The 14,927-nt window shown below is 54.0% G+C and carries 13 protein-coding genes, 1 pseudogene and 1 other annotated feature; of the genes and pseudogenes, 8 read left to right on the top strand and 6 right to left on the bottom strand.

Annotated features, from left to right (window positions below):
- Positions 1 to 756: pseudogene (locus tag NNN71_RS19220) on the top strand (hypothetical protein); the annotation flags it as partial.
- 418 nt (positions 757 to 1,174) lie between these two features.
- On the opposite strand, the gene NNN71_RS25300 reads toward NNN71_RS19220, so the two are convergent.
- The 4 genes from NNN71_RS25300 to rnm form a co-directional block, all read right to left on the bottom strand.
- On the bottom strand, positions 1,175 to 1,456 hold the full coding sequence (locus NNN71_RS25300; protein ID WP_415333063.1) for a DUF6150 family protein: 282 nt from the start codon (positions 1,454 to 1,456) through the stop codon (positions 1,175 to 1,177).
- A 5-nt stretch (positions 1,457 to 1,461) separates the two neighbouring features.
- On the bottom strand, positions 1,462 to 1,608 hold the full coding sequence (locus NNN71_RS19215; protein ID WP_168215579.1) for a hypothetical protein: 147 nt from the start codon (positions 1,606 to 1,608) through the stop codon (positions 1,462 to 1,464).
- A gap of 500 nt (positions 1,609 to 2,108) precedes the next feature.
- Positions 2,109 to 2,729, bottom strand: coding sequence for an L-threonylcarbamoyladenylate synthase (locus tag NNN71_RS19210; protein WP_271459124.1), 621 nt, complete (start codon positions 2,727 to 2,729; stop codon positions 2,109 to 2,111).
- Positions 2,726 to 3,607 (bottom strand): RNase RNM, encoded by an 882-nt coding sequence (rnm, locus tag NNN71_RS19205; RefSeq protein ID WP_271459123.1) that lies wholly within the window; start codon positions 3,605 to 3,607, stop codon positions 2,726 to 2,728. The genes NNN71_RS19210 and rnm overlap by 4 nt, the downstream gene beginning before the upstream one ends.
- A gap of 165 nt (positions 3,608 to 3,772) precedes the next feature.
- Positions 3,773 to 3,865 (top strand) — a sequence feature (Trp leader region).
- 34 nt (positions 3,866 to 3,899) lie between these two features.
- Here rnm and NNN71_RS19200 point away from each other — a divergent pair.
- The 6 genes from NNN71_RS19200 to NNN71_RS19175 all read left to right on the top strand — a co-directional run bounded on the left by NNN71_RS19200 (position 3,900) and on the right by NNN71_RS19175 (position 11,418).
- Positions 3,900 to 5,462 carry an anthranilate synthase component 1 gene (locus NNN71_RS19200; RefSeq protein WP_167576062.1) on the top strand — a complete coding sequence of 521 codons (1,563 nt, stop codon included), beginning with the start codon at positions 3,900 to 3,902 and terminating at the stop codon, positions 5,460 to 5,462.
- Positions 5,462 to 7,057 carry a bifunctional anthranilate synthase glutamate amidotransferase component TrpG/anthranilate phosphoribosyltransferase TrpD gene (gene trpD / locus NNN71_RS19195; protein WP_163448903.1) on the top strand — a complete coding sequence of 532 codons (1,596 nt, stop codon included), beginning with the start codon at positions 5,462 to 5,464 and terminating at the stop codon, positions 7,055 to 7,057. Before NNN71_RS19200 ends, trpD begins: the two co-directional genes overlap by 1 nt.
- Before the next feature lie 3 nt (positions 7,058 to 7,060).
- Positions 7,061 to 8,419 carry a bifunctional indole-3-glycerol-phosphate synthase TrpC/phosphoribosylanthranilate isomerase TrpF gene (gene trpCF, locus NNN71_RS19190; RefSeq protein WP_271459122.1) on the top strand — a complete coding sequence of 453 codons (1,359 nt, stop codon included), beginning with the start codon at positions 7,061 to 7,063 and terminating at the stop codon, positions 8,417 to 8,419.
- A gap of 9 nt (positions 8,420 to 8,428) precedes the next feature.
- The gene (trpB, locus tag NNN71_RS19185) at positions 8,429 to 9,622 is read left to right on the top strand and encodes a tryptophan synthase subunit beta (RefSeq protein ID WP_163448901.1); all 1,194 of its coding nucleotides are present in this window, start codon (positions 8,429 to 8,431) and stop codon (positions 9,620 to 9,622) included.
- Positions 9,622 to 10,431: a tryptophan synthase subunit alpha gene (gene trpA, locus NNN71_RS19180; protein ID WP_271459121.1), complete on the top strand. Its 810-nt coding sequence runs from the start codon at positions 9,622 to 9,624 to the stop codon at positions 10,429 to 10,431. The genes trpB and trpA overlap by 1 nt, the downstream gene beginning before the upstream one ends.
- A 351-nt stretch (positions 10,432 to 10,782) precedes the next feature.
- A complete protein-coding gene (locus NNN71_RS19175; protein WP_163448899.1) occupies positions 10,783 to 11,418 on the top strand; it encodes a LysE family translocator in 636 nt (211 codons plus the stop codon).
- A 17-nt stretch (positions 11,419 to 11,435) separates the two neighbouring features.
- Here the strand turns inward: NNN71_RS19175 and NNN71_RS19170 are convergent, their stop codons facing one another.
- Positions 11,436 to 12,335 carry a LysR substrate-binding domain-containing protein gene (locus NNN71_RS19170; protein WP_223802463.1) on the bottom strand — a complete coding sequence of 300 codons (900 nt, stop codon included), beginning with the start codon at positions 12,333 to 12,335 and terminating at the stop codon, positions 11,436 to 11,438.
- Positions 12,336 to 12,448: 113 nt separating this feature from the next.
- Here NNN71_RS19170 and NNN71_RS19165 point away from each other — a divergent pair, with 113 nt between their 5' ends.
- The gene (locus NNN71_RS19165; protein WP_271459120.1) at positions 12,449 to 13,930 is read left to right on the top strand and encodes a UbiD family decarboxylase; all 1,482 of its coding nucleotides are present in this window, start codon (positions 12,449 to 12,451) and stop codon (positions 13,928 to 13,930) included.
- Positions 13,931 to 14,147: 217 nt separating this feature from the next.
- Here NNN71_RS19165 and NNN71_RS19160 read toward each other — a convergent pair whose 3' ends face one another.
- Complete coding sequence (locus tag NNN71_RS19160) at positions 14,148 to 14,732, bottom strand: hypothetical protein (RefSeq protein WP_271459119.1); 585 nt, start codon at positions 14,730 to 14,732, stop codon at positions 14,148 to 14,150.
- Between the last annotated feature and the right edge of the window lie 195 nt (positions 14,733 to 14,927).

Raw genomic sequence — 14,927 nt, 5'->3', positions numbered from 1 at the left:
ATTACCAAGTCTGCTAAGGATGCTGAAAAAACAGCTGATAACAAAAGCAATAGTGATATAGTTCTTTCTGACTTAGGTATCATGAAAACACAAGCTGAAGATATTTTGAAACGATGTGAAACTGCCTATGCAGCATCAACCAGTGTTGGACTTGCAGCGGCCTTCAGTGAGCGTTCAAACTCCCTCAATAAATCCATGTGGTTTTGGATTGTGACTTTAATTATTGCGTTACTTATTGCTGCTATAGTGGGAACATATAATATACACAATCTTCTTATTGCTACACAAAGTTCGACTTCTGCCTCGAGTATAACAGCTAGGTTATTTTTATCAGTTCTTACAATAGGTGGTCCTGTTTGGTTTGCTTGGTTGGCAACAAAACAAATTGGTCAACGTTTTCGCCTTGCAGAGGATTATGCGTTCAAAGCATCAGTATCTCGTGCCTATGAAGGATTTAGGAACGAGGCATCACGGATCGATAAAAATCTTGAGGCAAAACTGCTTGCATCAGCGCTCTCAAGGTTTGATGAATTGCCTCTTCGTCTGGTTGAATCAGAGACTCATGGAAGTCCGTACCATGAATTACTGTCATCAGATACATTTAAAGAGGCATTGAAAGTTGTTCCAGGTCTTTCTGAACGCATTAAGACATTAGCTGAGCAGGCTCTTAGTACTGCTAATGATGTTGGTAAATCCGCAACTAAAATAGCAAATAAAACCAATTCTCAGGAAAAAAATGATGGCTTGGTGAGCTAAAAATGATAAGACTGCTAACCAGTATGGCACAATATGGATGGCTTTCGTCCGCAAGCGAATTCAGACTTATCTACAGAATAATATGAGAAAATAAAAAAGGGCTACCGCGAACAAAGCAGTAGCCCATTGGTTAATTTTAATGCAACATTGAGAATTACAGCCAATAAATTAAATCTAAACGAGACAGAGAACAAAGCCCTCCGTTAGGCAGCTTGTATGACTCGCCGTGAGGGCTTTATGACATAGGTAATGCGATGGTACTGCTAGTGACTTAAAATTGAATACAGGGCTTCCTGTGAAGGATTTTAATGCAGCGTATTAACCGTTTTAAATTGTAACCTTGAAGCTGAGAATGTTTGCTGCCCTTTTCCATTACGCGACTATGTTAAATAAATTAAAAGATTACAATTTATCCTCGTCAGAGTTTTCCTTTGAGGGGATGTTCTCTAGTCCACCCAGCAACACTACGTGATGTCACATAACAAACAAGTAAATCAGCGGAAGAGCGCGAAGTGACAAACTTAACTTTAGATGAAGCAATACTTCGAGACGTTACCTCACACCATAGCCCATCTATACCTTGAGACACACTTCGAGACTCAACTCTACAAACCAACAGATCGGCTACTGATCTTGAACCGACCACACAAACAGCAATATCGGCAGCACTACGGCTGCCCACTTCACAGATCCACGCCATAGACACTACTCCTGGTTGTTTTTATCCCCGTTATCTTGCCGCATGGACTCTATAAACTCCCGCTGCTCCTGCGTGAATGCAAGCTCATCCAGCAAGCGATCTAACTCTTCTTTGGGTGATTCCTTTTGAATCTGTCTGTTGCCGATCGCCATGCTCACCCTTGATTCATTAGGATTAATCTTAGGTTAACCAGGGTACATATAATGCGCAACTAACAGATTTTGGAAATGAGAAGTCATAAACCCTCGGTATTGATATCCAGTAAAGACATGTACCAAGGAAGACATTAACAGCAGGGAAAGGTGTACATACATGATGAGTGTAGCGATGTGGCTAATGGCTGTCACACAAGCTGGTAACAACCATTAACCGAAAAATATTAAATCATTGATTATAAACAATTTAATATTTTACTTGTGCGCCTTCACAGGCGTCTTGAGACTTCATTAGCAACGCGGGAGTATGCACCGGGCCGCATAAGCAGGCGGGCAGCGGCGCTTTAATGGCAACGAGGCTACCCACCCAAAATGGTGACCGCACATACTACACGAATTTTAGAAGAAATGGGCAGCTTGTTCCTGGCCTTTTATTGAGGAAGGGGCAAATCGGCGCATGACATGGGAATAACCCGGCAACTGCCGGGTTCAGGTCATCACAGGAACGGCTTCACGTCACCGACGCCTTCACGCAGCACAACCGGCGAGTCTTCGGTCAGGTCAATCACCGTGGTCGGCTGCTGGCCCAGATAACCACCGTGGATGATCAAATCCACCTGCTTTTCCAGACGGTCTTTAATCTCTTCCGGATCAGACTCGGTAAATTCACTGCCCGGCAGCATCAACGAGGTGGAGAGCATCGGCTCGCCTAAGGTCTCGAGCAGCGTCTGAGCTATCGGGTTAGACGGCACGCGCATGCCAATCGTTTTACGTTTATCTTGCAGCAGGCGACGCGGCACCTCTTTGGTCCCTTTCAGGATGAAAGTGTAGTTGCCTGGCGTGTTGTTTTTCATCAGACGAAACGCCACGTTGTCGACATAGGAGTAGGTCGACAGTTCGGACAAGTCGCGGCACATCAGCGTAAAGTTGTGGCCGTCCGGCAGATGACGGATGCGGCAAATCCGCTCCATCGCGCCTTTGTCTTCAATTTTGCAACCCAGCGCGTAGCCGGAATCGGTTGGGTAGACGATGACGCCCCCCTTACGCACAATATCAACCGCCTGATTAATCAGACGCGGCTGCGGGTTATCCGGATGGATATAAAAAAACTGACTCATGCTTCCCTCTCAGTTGTATTCTGCGGCTGCTCCCAGCGCTGCCAGACTCCCTCGACGCCTGCGGGTAACCACAGTTTGCGGCCCAGCTCAATCCACGGGCAGGGTTGATGGAAATCCGACCCTTGTGACGCCAGTAAACCGTATTCGCGGGCATAGGTGGCAAGCTGAGCGCGCTCGTGCGGCGCCTGCTGGCACTGGGCAACTTCCATCGCGTCGCCGCCGTGTTCACTAAAGTGTGCCAGCAATCTTTTCAGCCACTTGGCGGACAGATTGTACCGCCCCGGGTGAGCAATAACCGCTACCCCACCCGAATGATGAATGACATCAATAGCTTCCTTTATTGTACACCACTGCGGCGGAACGTAACCGGTTTTCCCACGCGCGAGATATTTTTTGAAGACATCGCCGATATTGCTGGCTTTACCCTGCTCGACCAGGAAACGGGCAAAGTGGCCGCGGGTCACCGCGCCGCCTTCAGCCATTTTCAGCGCGGCTTCCCAGGCGCCGGGAATATGCGCTTTCTCCAGGCGCTCGGCGATCATTTTTCCGCGCTGCTGGCGGCGATCGATCTGTGCGTTTAAAAAGGCAGTGAGCGTCGGGTTGGCAATATCGATATTCAGCCCAACGATATGAATTTCATGATTTTCCCACAGCGTAGAAATTTCCACCCCGGTAATCAGCGTGAGCGGCAGCCCGGCGCGGGCAATTTCCGCCTGCGCGCGATGGATGCCATCCACGGTGTCGTGATCGGTGATAGCGAGCGTCCCCACCCGCATCTCCCCGGCGCGGTGCACCAGTTCTTCCGGTGTCAGGCGGCCATCCGAGGCGATGGTGTGGCTGTGCAGATCGTAAATCACTGCGTAATTGGTATCGCTCAAAACGGCTTCCTTAATACGACTCAGCGTTGTTAGCGGCCTATCATAGCGGGATTACGGGAAATTCTGAAATCAGGGGTTGACTTTGCCCCTTCGAACTAGTTAACTAGTACGCAAGTTCACTTAGTAAGGTATCTGCAAATGACATGTAAAATGATTGCTCTGCACGGCGGTTGGTGGCGTACTTCCCGATAGGGCGGAGTCATCACGTCTGCGTTAAGCATACAGATACCCAGCCCGCCAATGAGCGGGCTTTTTATTAAGCAAAAAAGAGACAGAACAGGCGAGAACAACGATGCAAACACAAAAACCTATGCTCGAGCTTCTGACCAGCGACGCAATTTACCGTGAAAACCCCACCGCACTGTTCCACCAGCTGTGCGGCGCGCGTCCGGCGACGCTGCTGCTTGAATCAGCCGATATTGACAGTAAAAACGACTTAAAAAGCCTGCTGCTGGTCGATAGCGCGCTGCGCATCACCGCACTGGGCGATACCGTCACGCTGCAGGCGCTTTCCGATAACGGTGCCTCCCTGCTGCCGCTGCTCGATGCCGCGCTGCCTGCAGGCGTTGAGAACACTCGCCAGCCGAACAGCCGCGTGCTGCGTTTCCCGTCGGTCAGCACGCTGCTGGATGAAGATGCCCGCCTGTGCTCGCTGTCGGTGTTTGACGCCTTCCGCCTGCTGCAAGAGCTGGTCGACGTTCCGCAGGACGAGCGTGAAGCGATGTTCTTCGGCGGCCTGTTCGCTTACGACCTGGTCGCCGGTTTTGAGGATTTACCGCAGCTTGAAAGCGACACAGCCTGCCCGGACTACTGCTTCTATCTGGCCGAAACGCTGCTGGTAATCGACCATCAGACTAAAAACACGCGCATTCAGGCGAGCCTGTTTACCCCGTCTGAGTCGGAAAAAGATCGTTTGCTTCAGCGTATCGCGCAGGTACGCCAGCAACTGAATGAACCGCCGACAGCTCTGCCGGTACACACCATTAAAGAGATGCGCTGCGAAACCAATCAAAGCGATGAAGAGTACGGCGACGTGGTGCGCAAAATGCAAAAAGCCATTCGCGCCGGAGAAATTTTCCAGGTGGTGCCGTCTCGCCGCTTCTCGCTGCCGTGCCCTTCCCCGCTGGCAGCCTATGATGTGCTGAAAAAGAGCAACCCAAGCCCGTACATGTTCTTTATGCAGGATAACGACTTCACTCTGTTCGGCGCGTCGCCGGAAAGTTCGCTGAAGTACGATGCCACTAATCGTCAGATTGAAATTTACCCGATTGCCGGTACCCGACCGCGCGGCCGCCGCGCCGACGGCTCGCTGGATCGCGACCTCGACAGCCGCATTGAGCTGGAGATGCGTACCGACCACAAAGAGCTGTCCGAGCATCTGATGCTGGTTGACCTCGCGCGTAACGATCTGGCCCGCATCTGTACGCCGGGCAGCCGCTACGTGGCCGATCTGACAAAAGTGGACCGCTACTCTTTCGTGATGCACCTCGTCTCGCGCGTAGTTGGCGAGCTGCGTCAGGACCTCGATGTGCTGCACGCCTACCGTGCCTGCATGAATATGGGCACCCTCAGCGGCGCGCCAAAAGTCCGTGCGATGCAGCTGATTGCCGCCGCTGAAGGCAAACGCCGCGGCAGCTACGGCGGCGCGGTGGGCTACTTTACCGCCCACGGCGACCTCGACACCTGCATCGTTATTCGTTCGGCATTCGTTGAAAACGGGATTGCCACCGTGCAGGCCGGCGCAGGCGTGGTGCTGGATTCTGTCCCGCAGTCTGAAGCCGATGAAACCCGTAATAAAGCGCGTGCAGTTCTGCGCGCCATCGCCACCGCCCATCATGCACAGGAGATTTTCTGATGGCTGACATTCTGCTGCTCGATAATATCGACTCCTTTACGTACAACCTGGCAGATCAGCTGCGCGCAAATGGGCACAACGTGGTGATTTACCGTAACCACGTTCCGGCACAAACCTTAATCGACCGCCTCGGCACCATGGACAATCCGGTGCTGATGCTCTCTCCCGGCCCGGGGGCGCCGTCGGAAGCGGGCTGCATGCCGGAGCTGCTGACGCGCATGCGCGGCAAGCTGCCCATTATCGGCATCTGTCTTGGCCATCAGGCAATTGTTGAAGCCTACGGCGGCTATGTCGGCCAGGCTGGCGAAATTCTGCATGGTAAAGCCTCCAGCATTGAACACGACGGTCAGGCGATGTTCGACGGCTTAAGCAACCCGCTGCCGGTCGCCCGCTACCACTCGCTGGTAGGCAGCAATATTCCGGCAGGCTTAACCATCAACGCCCACTTTAACGGAATGGTGATGGCGGTCCGGCACGATGCCGATCGCGTTTGCGGTTTCCAGTTCCATCCGGAATCGATCCTCACCACTCAGGGCGCACGCCTGCTGGAACAAACCCTGGCATGGGCGCTGCAGAAGCTGGAGCAGAGCAACACACTCCAGCCAATTCTGGAAAAACTGTATCAGGCACAAACGCTGAGCCAGCAGGAAAGTCACGTGCTGTTTTCCGCCGTAGTGCGCGGTGAAGTGAAGCCAGAGCAGCTGGCCGCCGCGCTGGTGAGCATGAAAATTCGTGGCGAAAGCCCGAACGAAATCGCCGGTGCCGCCACCGCGCTGCTGGAAAACGCCGCGCCGTTCCCGCGCCCGGACTACCCGTTTGCCGATATCGTCGGCACCGGCGGCGACGGCAGCAACAGCATCAATATCTCCACTGCCAGCGCTTTTGTCGCCGCCGCATGTGGGCTAAAAGTCGCCAAGCACGGCAACCGCAGCGTCTCCAGCAAATCGGGCTCTTCCGATCTGCTGGCCGCCTTCGGCATTAATCTCGATATGAACGCCGACAAATCGCGTCAGGCGCTGGATGAACTCGGCGTGTGCTTCCTGTTCGCACCGAAATACCACACCGGTTTCCGCCATGCGATGCCGGTTCGCCAACAGCTGAAAACCCGCACCCTGTTCAACGTGCTGGGTCCGTTGATTAACCCGGCGCACCCGCCGCTGGCGCTGATTGGCGTTTACAGTCCGGAACTGGTACTGCCGATCGCCGAAACCCTGCGTGTACTGGGTTATGAACGTGCGGCAGTAGTCCACAGCGGCGGGATGGATGAAGTCTCGCTCCATGCGCCAACGGTGGTTGCCGAGCTGAATAACGGGGAAATTAAGAGCTACCAGCTTACTGCGGATGACTTCGGCCTCAAGCCTTACCATCAGGCCGAGCTGGCAGGCGGCACCCCGGAAGAAAACCGTGACATTCTGACGCGCTTACTACAAGGTAAAGGTGAAGCTGCGCATGAATCTGCTGTGGCGGTAAACGTCGCCATGTTGATGCGTCTTTACGGTCATGAAGACCTGAAGGCCAACGTCAAGCAAGTGCTGGATGTGCTGCACAGCGGCGCAGCCTACGACCGCGTCACCGCATTAGCGGCAAGAGGATAAAAAATGCAGACCGTATTAGCAAAAATCGTGGCCGATAAAGCGATTTGGGTAGCAGCCCGCAAACAACAACAACCGTTAGCCTCGTTCCAGAACGACGTGCAGCCAAGCCAGCGTAGTTTCTATGACGCGCTGCGCGGCACCCGCACCGCGTTTATTCTGGAATGTAAAAAAGCCTCGCCGTCGAAAGGGGTGATCCGTGATGATTTCGACCCGGCGCGTATTGCCAACGTGTACAAACACTACGCTTCGGCGATTTCGGTTTTAACTGACGAGAAGTATTTCCAGGGCAGCTTCGATTTCCTGCCAATCGTCAGCCAAATCGCGCCGCAGCCGATTCTGTGCAAAGACTTTATCATCGACGCTTACCAGATCTACCTGGCGCGCTTCCATCAGGCGGATGCCTGCCTGCTGATGCTCTCGGTGCTGGACGACGAGCAGTATCGCCAGCTTGCCGCCGTGGCGCACAGTCTGAATATGGGCGTGCTGACTGAAGTGAGCAACGAGGAAGAGCTGGAACGCGCCATTGCGCTGAAGGCCAAAGTCGTCGGCATTAATAACCGCGATCTGCGTGACCTCTCCATCGACCTCAACCGTACCCGCCAGCTGGCGCCGCGTCTGGGGCACGATGTGACGGTTATCAGCGAGTCCGGGATTAACACCAACGCGCAGGTTCGCGAGCTGGCGCACTTCGCCAACGGCTTTCTGATTGGTTCGGCGATGATGTCTCATGATGACCTCAATGCCGCCGTCCGCCGCGTGCTGCTGGGGGAAAATAAAGTCTGTGGGCTGACCCGCGCCCAGGATGCCCAGGCAGCCTATGAGGCCGGCGCGATTTACGGCGGGCTGATTTTCGTTCCCGCGTCGCCGCGTGCGGTCAGCGTGGAGCAGGCCCGTGAGGTGATGGCCGCCGCGCCGCTGAGCTACGTCGGCGTGTTTCGCAATACGCCGCAGGCCGAGGTGATCGCGCTTGCCGCCATGCTATCGCTGAGCGCGGTGCAACTGCACGGTGATGAAGACCAGACCTATATTGACGCTCTGCGTGCGCAATTGCCGGATGGCGTGCAAATCTGGAAAGCGCTGAGCGTGGCCGACACACTGCCGCCGCGCAATCTGAATCATGTCGACAAATATCTCTTCGACAATGGTCAGGGCGGCACCGGTCAGCGTTTTGATTGGTCTCTGTTACAAGGTCAGGATCTCAGCAACGTGATGCTGGCCGGTGGGTTAAGCGCAGACAACTGCGTAGACGCAGCCAAAAGCGGCTGCGCCGGGCTGGATTTCAATTCAGGTGTCGAGTCAAAACCGGGTATTAAAGACGCCAGCAAACTGGCCTCGGTATTTCAGACGCTGCGCGCATATTAAGGAGCAATAATGAGTACTTTACTGAACCCCTATTTCGGCGAATTTGGCGGTATGTACGTTCCGCAGATTCTGATGCCGGCCCTGCGCCAGCTGGAAGAAGCGTTTGTTAGCGCGCAGAAAGATCCTGACTTCCAGGCCGAATTTACCGACCTGCTGAAAAACTATGCTGGCCGCCCAACGGCGCTCACTAAGTGCCGCAACCTGACGGCGGGCACCAAAACCACGCTGTACCTCAAGCGTGAAGACCTGCTCCACGGCGGCGCGCACAAAACCAACCAGGTGTTGGGCCAGGCGCTGCTGGCAAAACGAATGGGCAAAACCGAAATCATCGCCGAAACCGGCGCCGGTCAGCACGGCGTGGCTTCTGCGCTTGCCTGTGCCCTGCTCGGCCTGAAGTGCCGTATCTATATGGGCGCTAAAGATATCGAGCGTCAGTCACCGAACGTGTTCCGTATGCGCCTGATGGGCGCGGAAGTCATCGCGGTACACAGTGGCTCCGCGACCCTGAAAGATGCCTGTAACGAAGCGCTGCGCGACTGGTCTGGCAGCTACGAAACCGCGCACTACATGCTCGGTACCGCCGCGGGCCCACACCCATTCCCAACCATCGTGCGTGAATTCCAGCGCATGATCGGTGAAGAGACCAAAGTGCAGGTGCGTGAGAAAGAAGGTCGTCTGCCGGATGCGGTGATTGCCTGCGTCGGCGGCGGCTCCAACGCCATCGGTATGTTCGCCGACTTTATTGACGAGACCAGCGTCGGCCTGATTGGCGTAGAACCGGCCGGTCACGGTATCGAAACCGGCGAGCACGGCGCACCGTTGAAGCATGGCCGCGTGGGCATCTACTTCGGCATGAAATCACCGATGATGCAGACTGACGAAGGCCAGATTGAAGAATCTTACTCGATCTCTGCCGGTCTCGACTTCCCGTCCGTCGGCCCGCAGCACGCCTTCCTCAACAGCATTGGTCGCGCCGAGTACGTGTCGATTACTGATAATGAAGCGCTCGATGCCTTCAAAGAGCTGAGCCGTCACGAAGGGATTATCCCGGCGCTGGAATCATCCCACGCCCTGGCCCACGCGCTGAAAATGATGCGCGAAAACCCGGAAAAAGAGCAGCTGCTGGTAGTGAACCTGTCCGGCCGCGGCGACAAAGACATCTTTACCGTACACGATATTCTGAAAGCGCGAGGGGAAATCTGATGGAACGCTACGACAACCTGTTTGCCCAACTGAAGGCCCGCAAGGAAGGCGCCTTTGTCCCCTTCGTGACCTTAGGTGACCCGAACCCGGAGCAGTCGCTAAAAATCATTGATGCGCTGATCGAAGGCGGTGCTGACGCCCTGGAGCTGGGCATTCCGTTCTCCGATCCGCTGGCTGACGGTCCAACCATCCAGAACGCGACCCTGCGCGCATTTGCTTCGGGGGTAACCCCAACCCAGTGTTTCGAAATGCTGGCGGCGATTCGCCAGAAATACCCGGCTATTCCGATCGGCTTGCTGATGTATGCCAACCTGGTATTCAACCGTGGTATCGATGAGTTCTACGCAGAATGCGCTCGCGTCGGCGTGGATTCAGTACTGGTTGCTGATGTGCCGGTGGAAGAGTCTGCACCGTTCCGTCAGGCGGCCCTGCGTCACAACGTCGCGCCAATTTTCATCTGCCCGCCAAATGCTGATGATGATTTACTGCGCCAGATTGCCGAACATGGCCGTGGTTACACTTATCTGCTTTCCCGCGCAGGCGTAACGGGCACCGAAACCCGCGCCGCCCTGCCGCTGCACCATCTGGTCGCGAAGCTGGCAGAGTACAACGCCGCACCGCCGCTGCAGGGCTTTGGGATTTCTGCGCCGGATCAGGTTGCGGCATCAATTAATGCCGGAGCCGCCGGGGCCATTTCCGGTTCGGCAATTGTGAAGATCATCGAACGCAACGTCGAGAATCCGCAGGCGATGCTCAATGAACTGAAAAGCTTTGTCCAAAGCATGAAAGCAGCGACAAAAGCAGCGTAACCTCTCAGGCCGCCCGGCATCCTCTGGGCGGCCTTCCAGCTTCCCCCTTTCCATGCTGGCCGACGCCATTCTGTCTGCACACAAAAAACAGGGTTGATATATTAAATGAGAAGCATTATCTTTCTCATTACCGAATAGTTGAGTTAAACACTCAGATATTCGGTACGACATTGCTCACATTGCTTCCAGTATTTTTGCCCGCATCCAATGCGGGCTTTTTTTTAGTCCGACCGCCGTGCCATACAGATATAAACGTACCTGCGACCTGAATGAATCCCCTACTAACAATTGCCTCGCGGAAAAAAACAGAATCGCATAGGATAAAAAAACATCGCCTCGCAGGAGTCCGTCATGTCAGAGTCCCATAACATTCTCGCTTTCGCGCTCGTCTCTCTTGGTATGGCGCTCACGCCAGGGCCCAATATGATCTATCTCATCTCTCGTTCCATCTCTCAGGGGCGAGCGGCCGGGCTGGTCTCTCTTGGTGGCGTGGCGCTTGGCTTTATCTTCTATATGGTCTGTGCCGCTTTCGGCCTGACCGCGCTGATGATGGCCGTTCCCTATGCCTACGACGCGCTGCGCATTGCTGGCGTGCTTTATCTGCTGTGGATGGCATGGCAGTCCGTGCGCCCCGGCGGGCGCTCGCCGTTTCAACTGAAGGAATTACCCCGACACAGCCCTCGCAAGCTGTTCCTGATGGGGTTTCTGACCAACCTGCTCAATCCTAAAATTGCCATCGTCTATCTGTCGCTGCTACCCCAGTTTATCAACCCGGCGCACGGCAGCGTACTGGGGCAATCGTTGTTGCTCGGCATGACGCAGATTGTGATCAGCGTTTCGATAAACGCCATGGTGGCAATCTCGGCAGGGACCATCGCGTTATTTCTGGTGCGCCGTCCGTCGTTTGGCATCATCCAGCGCTGGCTAATGGGGGGCGTTTTGACCGGGCTCGCGGTAAAGATTGCCTCCGAGCGCGGGCCATCATAACGCCCGGTGGAGCAGCATCACTCCACGCCCTTGCATGGACGTTCAAGCGTTCGTAGAAATTTATTCAGGACCTCTGAGCGAATGATTCGATGACACACCAGGGTGAGTTCGCTCTCCTCCAGCCTGTCGATGATATCGACATAGACGACATTCTCCAGGCTGACCGCCCTCGCGGAAACGGGCAGCAACGCGATGCCGAAGCCGGCGGAAACCAGGCTAAGCACAGTGAGTACGTCGCTTGCATTCTGGATAACATGCGGCTGAAAACCCGCACTATGACAGGCATCATAGAGATATTGCTCCAGGCCTACCCCTTCGGGATCCCGCAAGGAAATCCACTTATCGTCTTTAACGGAAGCCAGCGTCAGCGCCGATGAGCCCGCCAGAGGATGCTGCTTGCCGATCGCCAACACCGTTTTTTCTGTCGTAAAAGCGCGGCTTTGCAGGTCTTCCGGCAGAACCGGAATCGGTGCGCGGATGATGGCCACATCCAGCTGGTTGCTCTGCACGGCGGTGTAGAGATTTTGCACATTGCCCGTCATCATTGAAATTGATATGGCTGGCCACTGCGCGTGCAGTTGGCGCAAACAGGCTGGCAGCTTGCTATCGAGCATCACACTCGACACGCAGCCCAGATTCAGTACCCCCTGCTCGCCTCTGGCCGTCTGTCTGGCATCAACAGCGGCCTGCTCGGCCATGGCGATGGCAATTCTGGCTTTCTTGAGAAATGCGGTGCCGGCAGGCGTCAACGTCAAACGGCGGTTTGCGCGACTAAACAGCGTGACCCCTAAACGCTCCTCGAGGGTTTTAATCTGCTGACTCAGTGCCGGTTGCGCCATATTTAACCGCTCTGCGGCTCGATGCATGTGGAGTTCTTCAGCCACCACAATGAAATTGCGCATCAGTCGAAATTGCATCACTCACACCAGAAAGTTGATAATAAAATTCATATCAAAATAGCATAAATGATGCAATTGATGATCTGTCTCGTTCGAATAAAAATGGAGGTATTGATTAGCAGGAGCAAAACATGAAAAACCAGATTAACGATCTCAGAAGCGCTATCGCATTACTCCAGCGCCACGAGAGCCAGTATATTGAAACCGATCATCCCGTTGATCCCAATGCAGAACTGGCAGGTGTTTACCGTCATATTGGCGCAGGCGGTACGGTAAAACGACCGACCCGCATTGGCCCTGCCATGATGTTCAATAACATTAAAGGCTACCCAAGCTCCCGCATTCTTGTCGGTATGCATGCCAGCCGGGAAAGAGCCGCGCTACTGTTAGGCTGTGAACCCGCAAAGCTCGCGCAGCACGTCGGCCAGGCGGTCAAAGCGCCGATTGCCCCCATCGTCGTTCCGGCCTCGCAGGCGCCCTGCCAGGAACAGGTGTTTTACGCAGACGATCCTGACTTCGATCTGCGTAAACTTCTCCCGGCCCCGACCAACACCCCCATTGATGCAGGCCCGTTCTTCTGTCTTGGGCTGGTGCTGGCAAGCGATCCTGAAGATGCTTCACTGACCGACGTGACCATCCACCGCCTTTGCGTACAGGAGCGCGACGAGCTATCGATGTTTCTTGCTGCCGGTCGCCATATTGAAGTGTTCCGTCAAAAAGCAGAAGCAGCGGGCAAACCGCTGCCAGTGACCATCAATATGGGTCTGGATCCGGCTATCTATATTGGCGCCTGTTTTGAAGCCCCTACCACGCCCTTTGGTTACAACGAGCTGGGCGTCGCTGGCGCATTACGCCAGCAGCCGGTGGAGCTGGTACAAGGCGTGGCGGTCCAGGAAAAGGCGATTGCCCGCGCGGAGATCATTATTGAAGGCGAGCTGCTGCCTGGCGTTCGCGTCAGAGAAGATCAGCATACCGATAGCGGACACGCTATGCCGGAGTTCCCCGGCTACTGTGGCGAAGCCAACCCCTCGTTACCCGTTATTAAAGTGAAAGCGGTCACCATGCGTCACCAGGCGATTTTACAAACGCTAGTGGGGCCGGGTGAAGAGCACACCACGCTTGCCGGGCTGCCAACGGAAGCCAGCATTCGCAACGCCGTTGAAGAGGCGATTCCCGGTTTTCTGCAAAACGTTTACGCCCATACCGCCGGTGGCGGTAAATTCCTCGGTATTTTGCAGGTGAAAAAACGTCAACCGTCAGACGAAGGACGTCAGGGCCAGGCGGCACTCATTGCGTTAGCCACCTATTCCGAACTCAAGAACATTATTCTCGTCGATGAAGACGTCGATATTTTCGACAGCGATGACATTCTCTGGGCCATGACCACCCGAATGCAGGGTGATGTCAGCATCACCAATCTGCCGGGACTTCGCGGTCATCAGTTGGATCCGTCTCAAGCGCCGGATTACAGTCACTCCATCCGCGCCAACGGCATCACCTGTAAGACCATATTTGACTGCACCGTTCCATGGGCGCTGAAGTCCCGGTTTGAACGCGCACCGTTTATGGATGTTGATCCCACACCCTGGGCACCTGATCTGTTCACTAAATAGCGGTGACTGCCGCGATGAAGTTTTAGCGTGAAAAAACTGGCCATATACGGCCAGTTTACCAAAGCGCGCGCGTAACTAACAAGAGCACTTAACTAAGCTTCCTTACAAAAGGCCGTGTAAAGACACAAATAATCTACAGGGGAAAATGATCAATTAAATAAATGCATTTTTGAAATGAAAACCCACCGAAGTGGGTTTGTATCGATCTGATATTGCTTTACCAGGTACTTAACTGCTTCCTTACGGACACCCTGACCTGATTGTTGATCTTCGCAAGCACAAAACTAGGATGATACTCGTACTTAAAAAACTGAAGTACCTGAAGACGACTGCGCATATTTAGCATATTAGCCAATCGATCGACTCGTTGATAAAACAACTTGGGACGTACACCAATTTCATTTGCTGCATCAATCATAGATTCTTTAAGCAACAGTCCGTAAACCGTCGTTTTTTCTCGGTGTGAGAAATGCTCCATATTCCTATGCGCTAACAGAATATCCATAACCGTTTCGTAGTCAACACCAGGACAGTGGCGGATTGCTTCGTAATATCTGGACAATGGCCATTTACTTTCTATTGTGATGAGAGGCGACAATGCCCGAGAATGCACGCCGGCATCGCCAATAAACATAAATCGTGTGCTATAAACATTCCGCCTGACGCAGTGAATAATATCCTTTATAGAATAAAACGAAGTAACATCAATAATGCAGGTTCGATGAGAAAATCTGTTTTGCAGATACAAAGATTCCAGGGCGAACCGCATGTAATTATTGCTGGTCTCAATGCTATAAGTCACTATCATGCCCCACTTAAACAGGAAGATACGACCGCCTCTTCCTGTTTCCATTCCTGATTAGAAGCTAACGCGAATACCCGCCACGCCCTGCACCGGCTCTTCCACATAGCTCGGCAACGTAATCCCGGGCAACAAGATACCTCCCCCTTGATGGACTCAGTATTCAGAATATTCTCTAGCCAAACAATATTATAA

This window comes from Kluyvera sp. Awk 3 (genome assembly GCF_028069715.1).
In the GTDB taxonomy this organism is placed as follows: domain Bacteria; phylum Pseudomonadota; class Gammaproteobacteria; order Enterobacterales; family Enterobacteriaceae; genus Kluyvera; species Kluyvera georgiana_A.
Note: the sequence above shows the minus strand (reverse complement) of the source record. Positions and strands in the feature narration are given on the sequence as shown.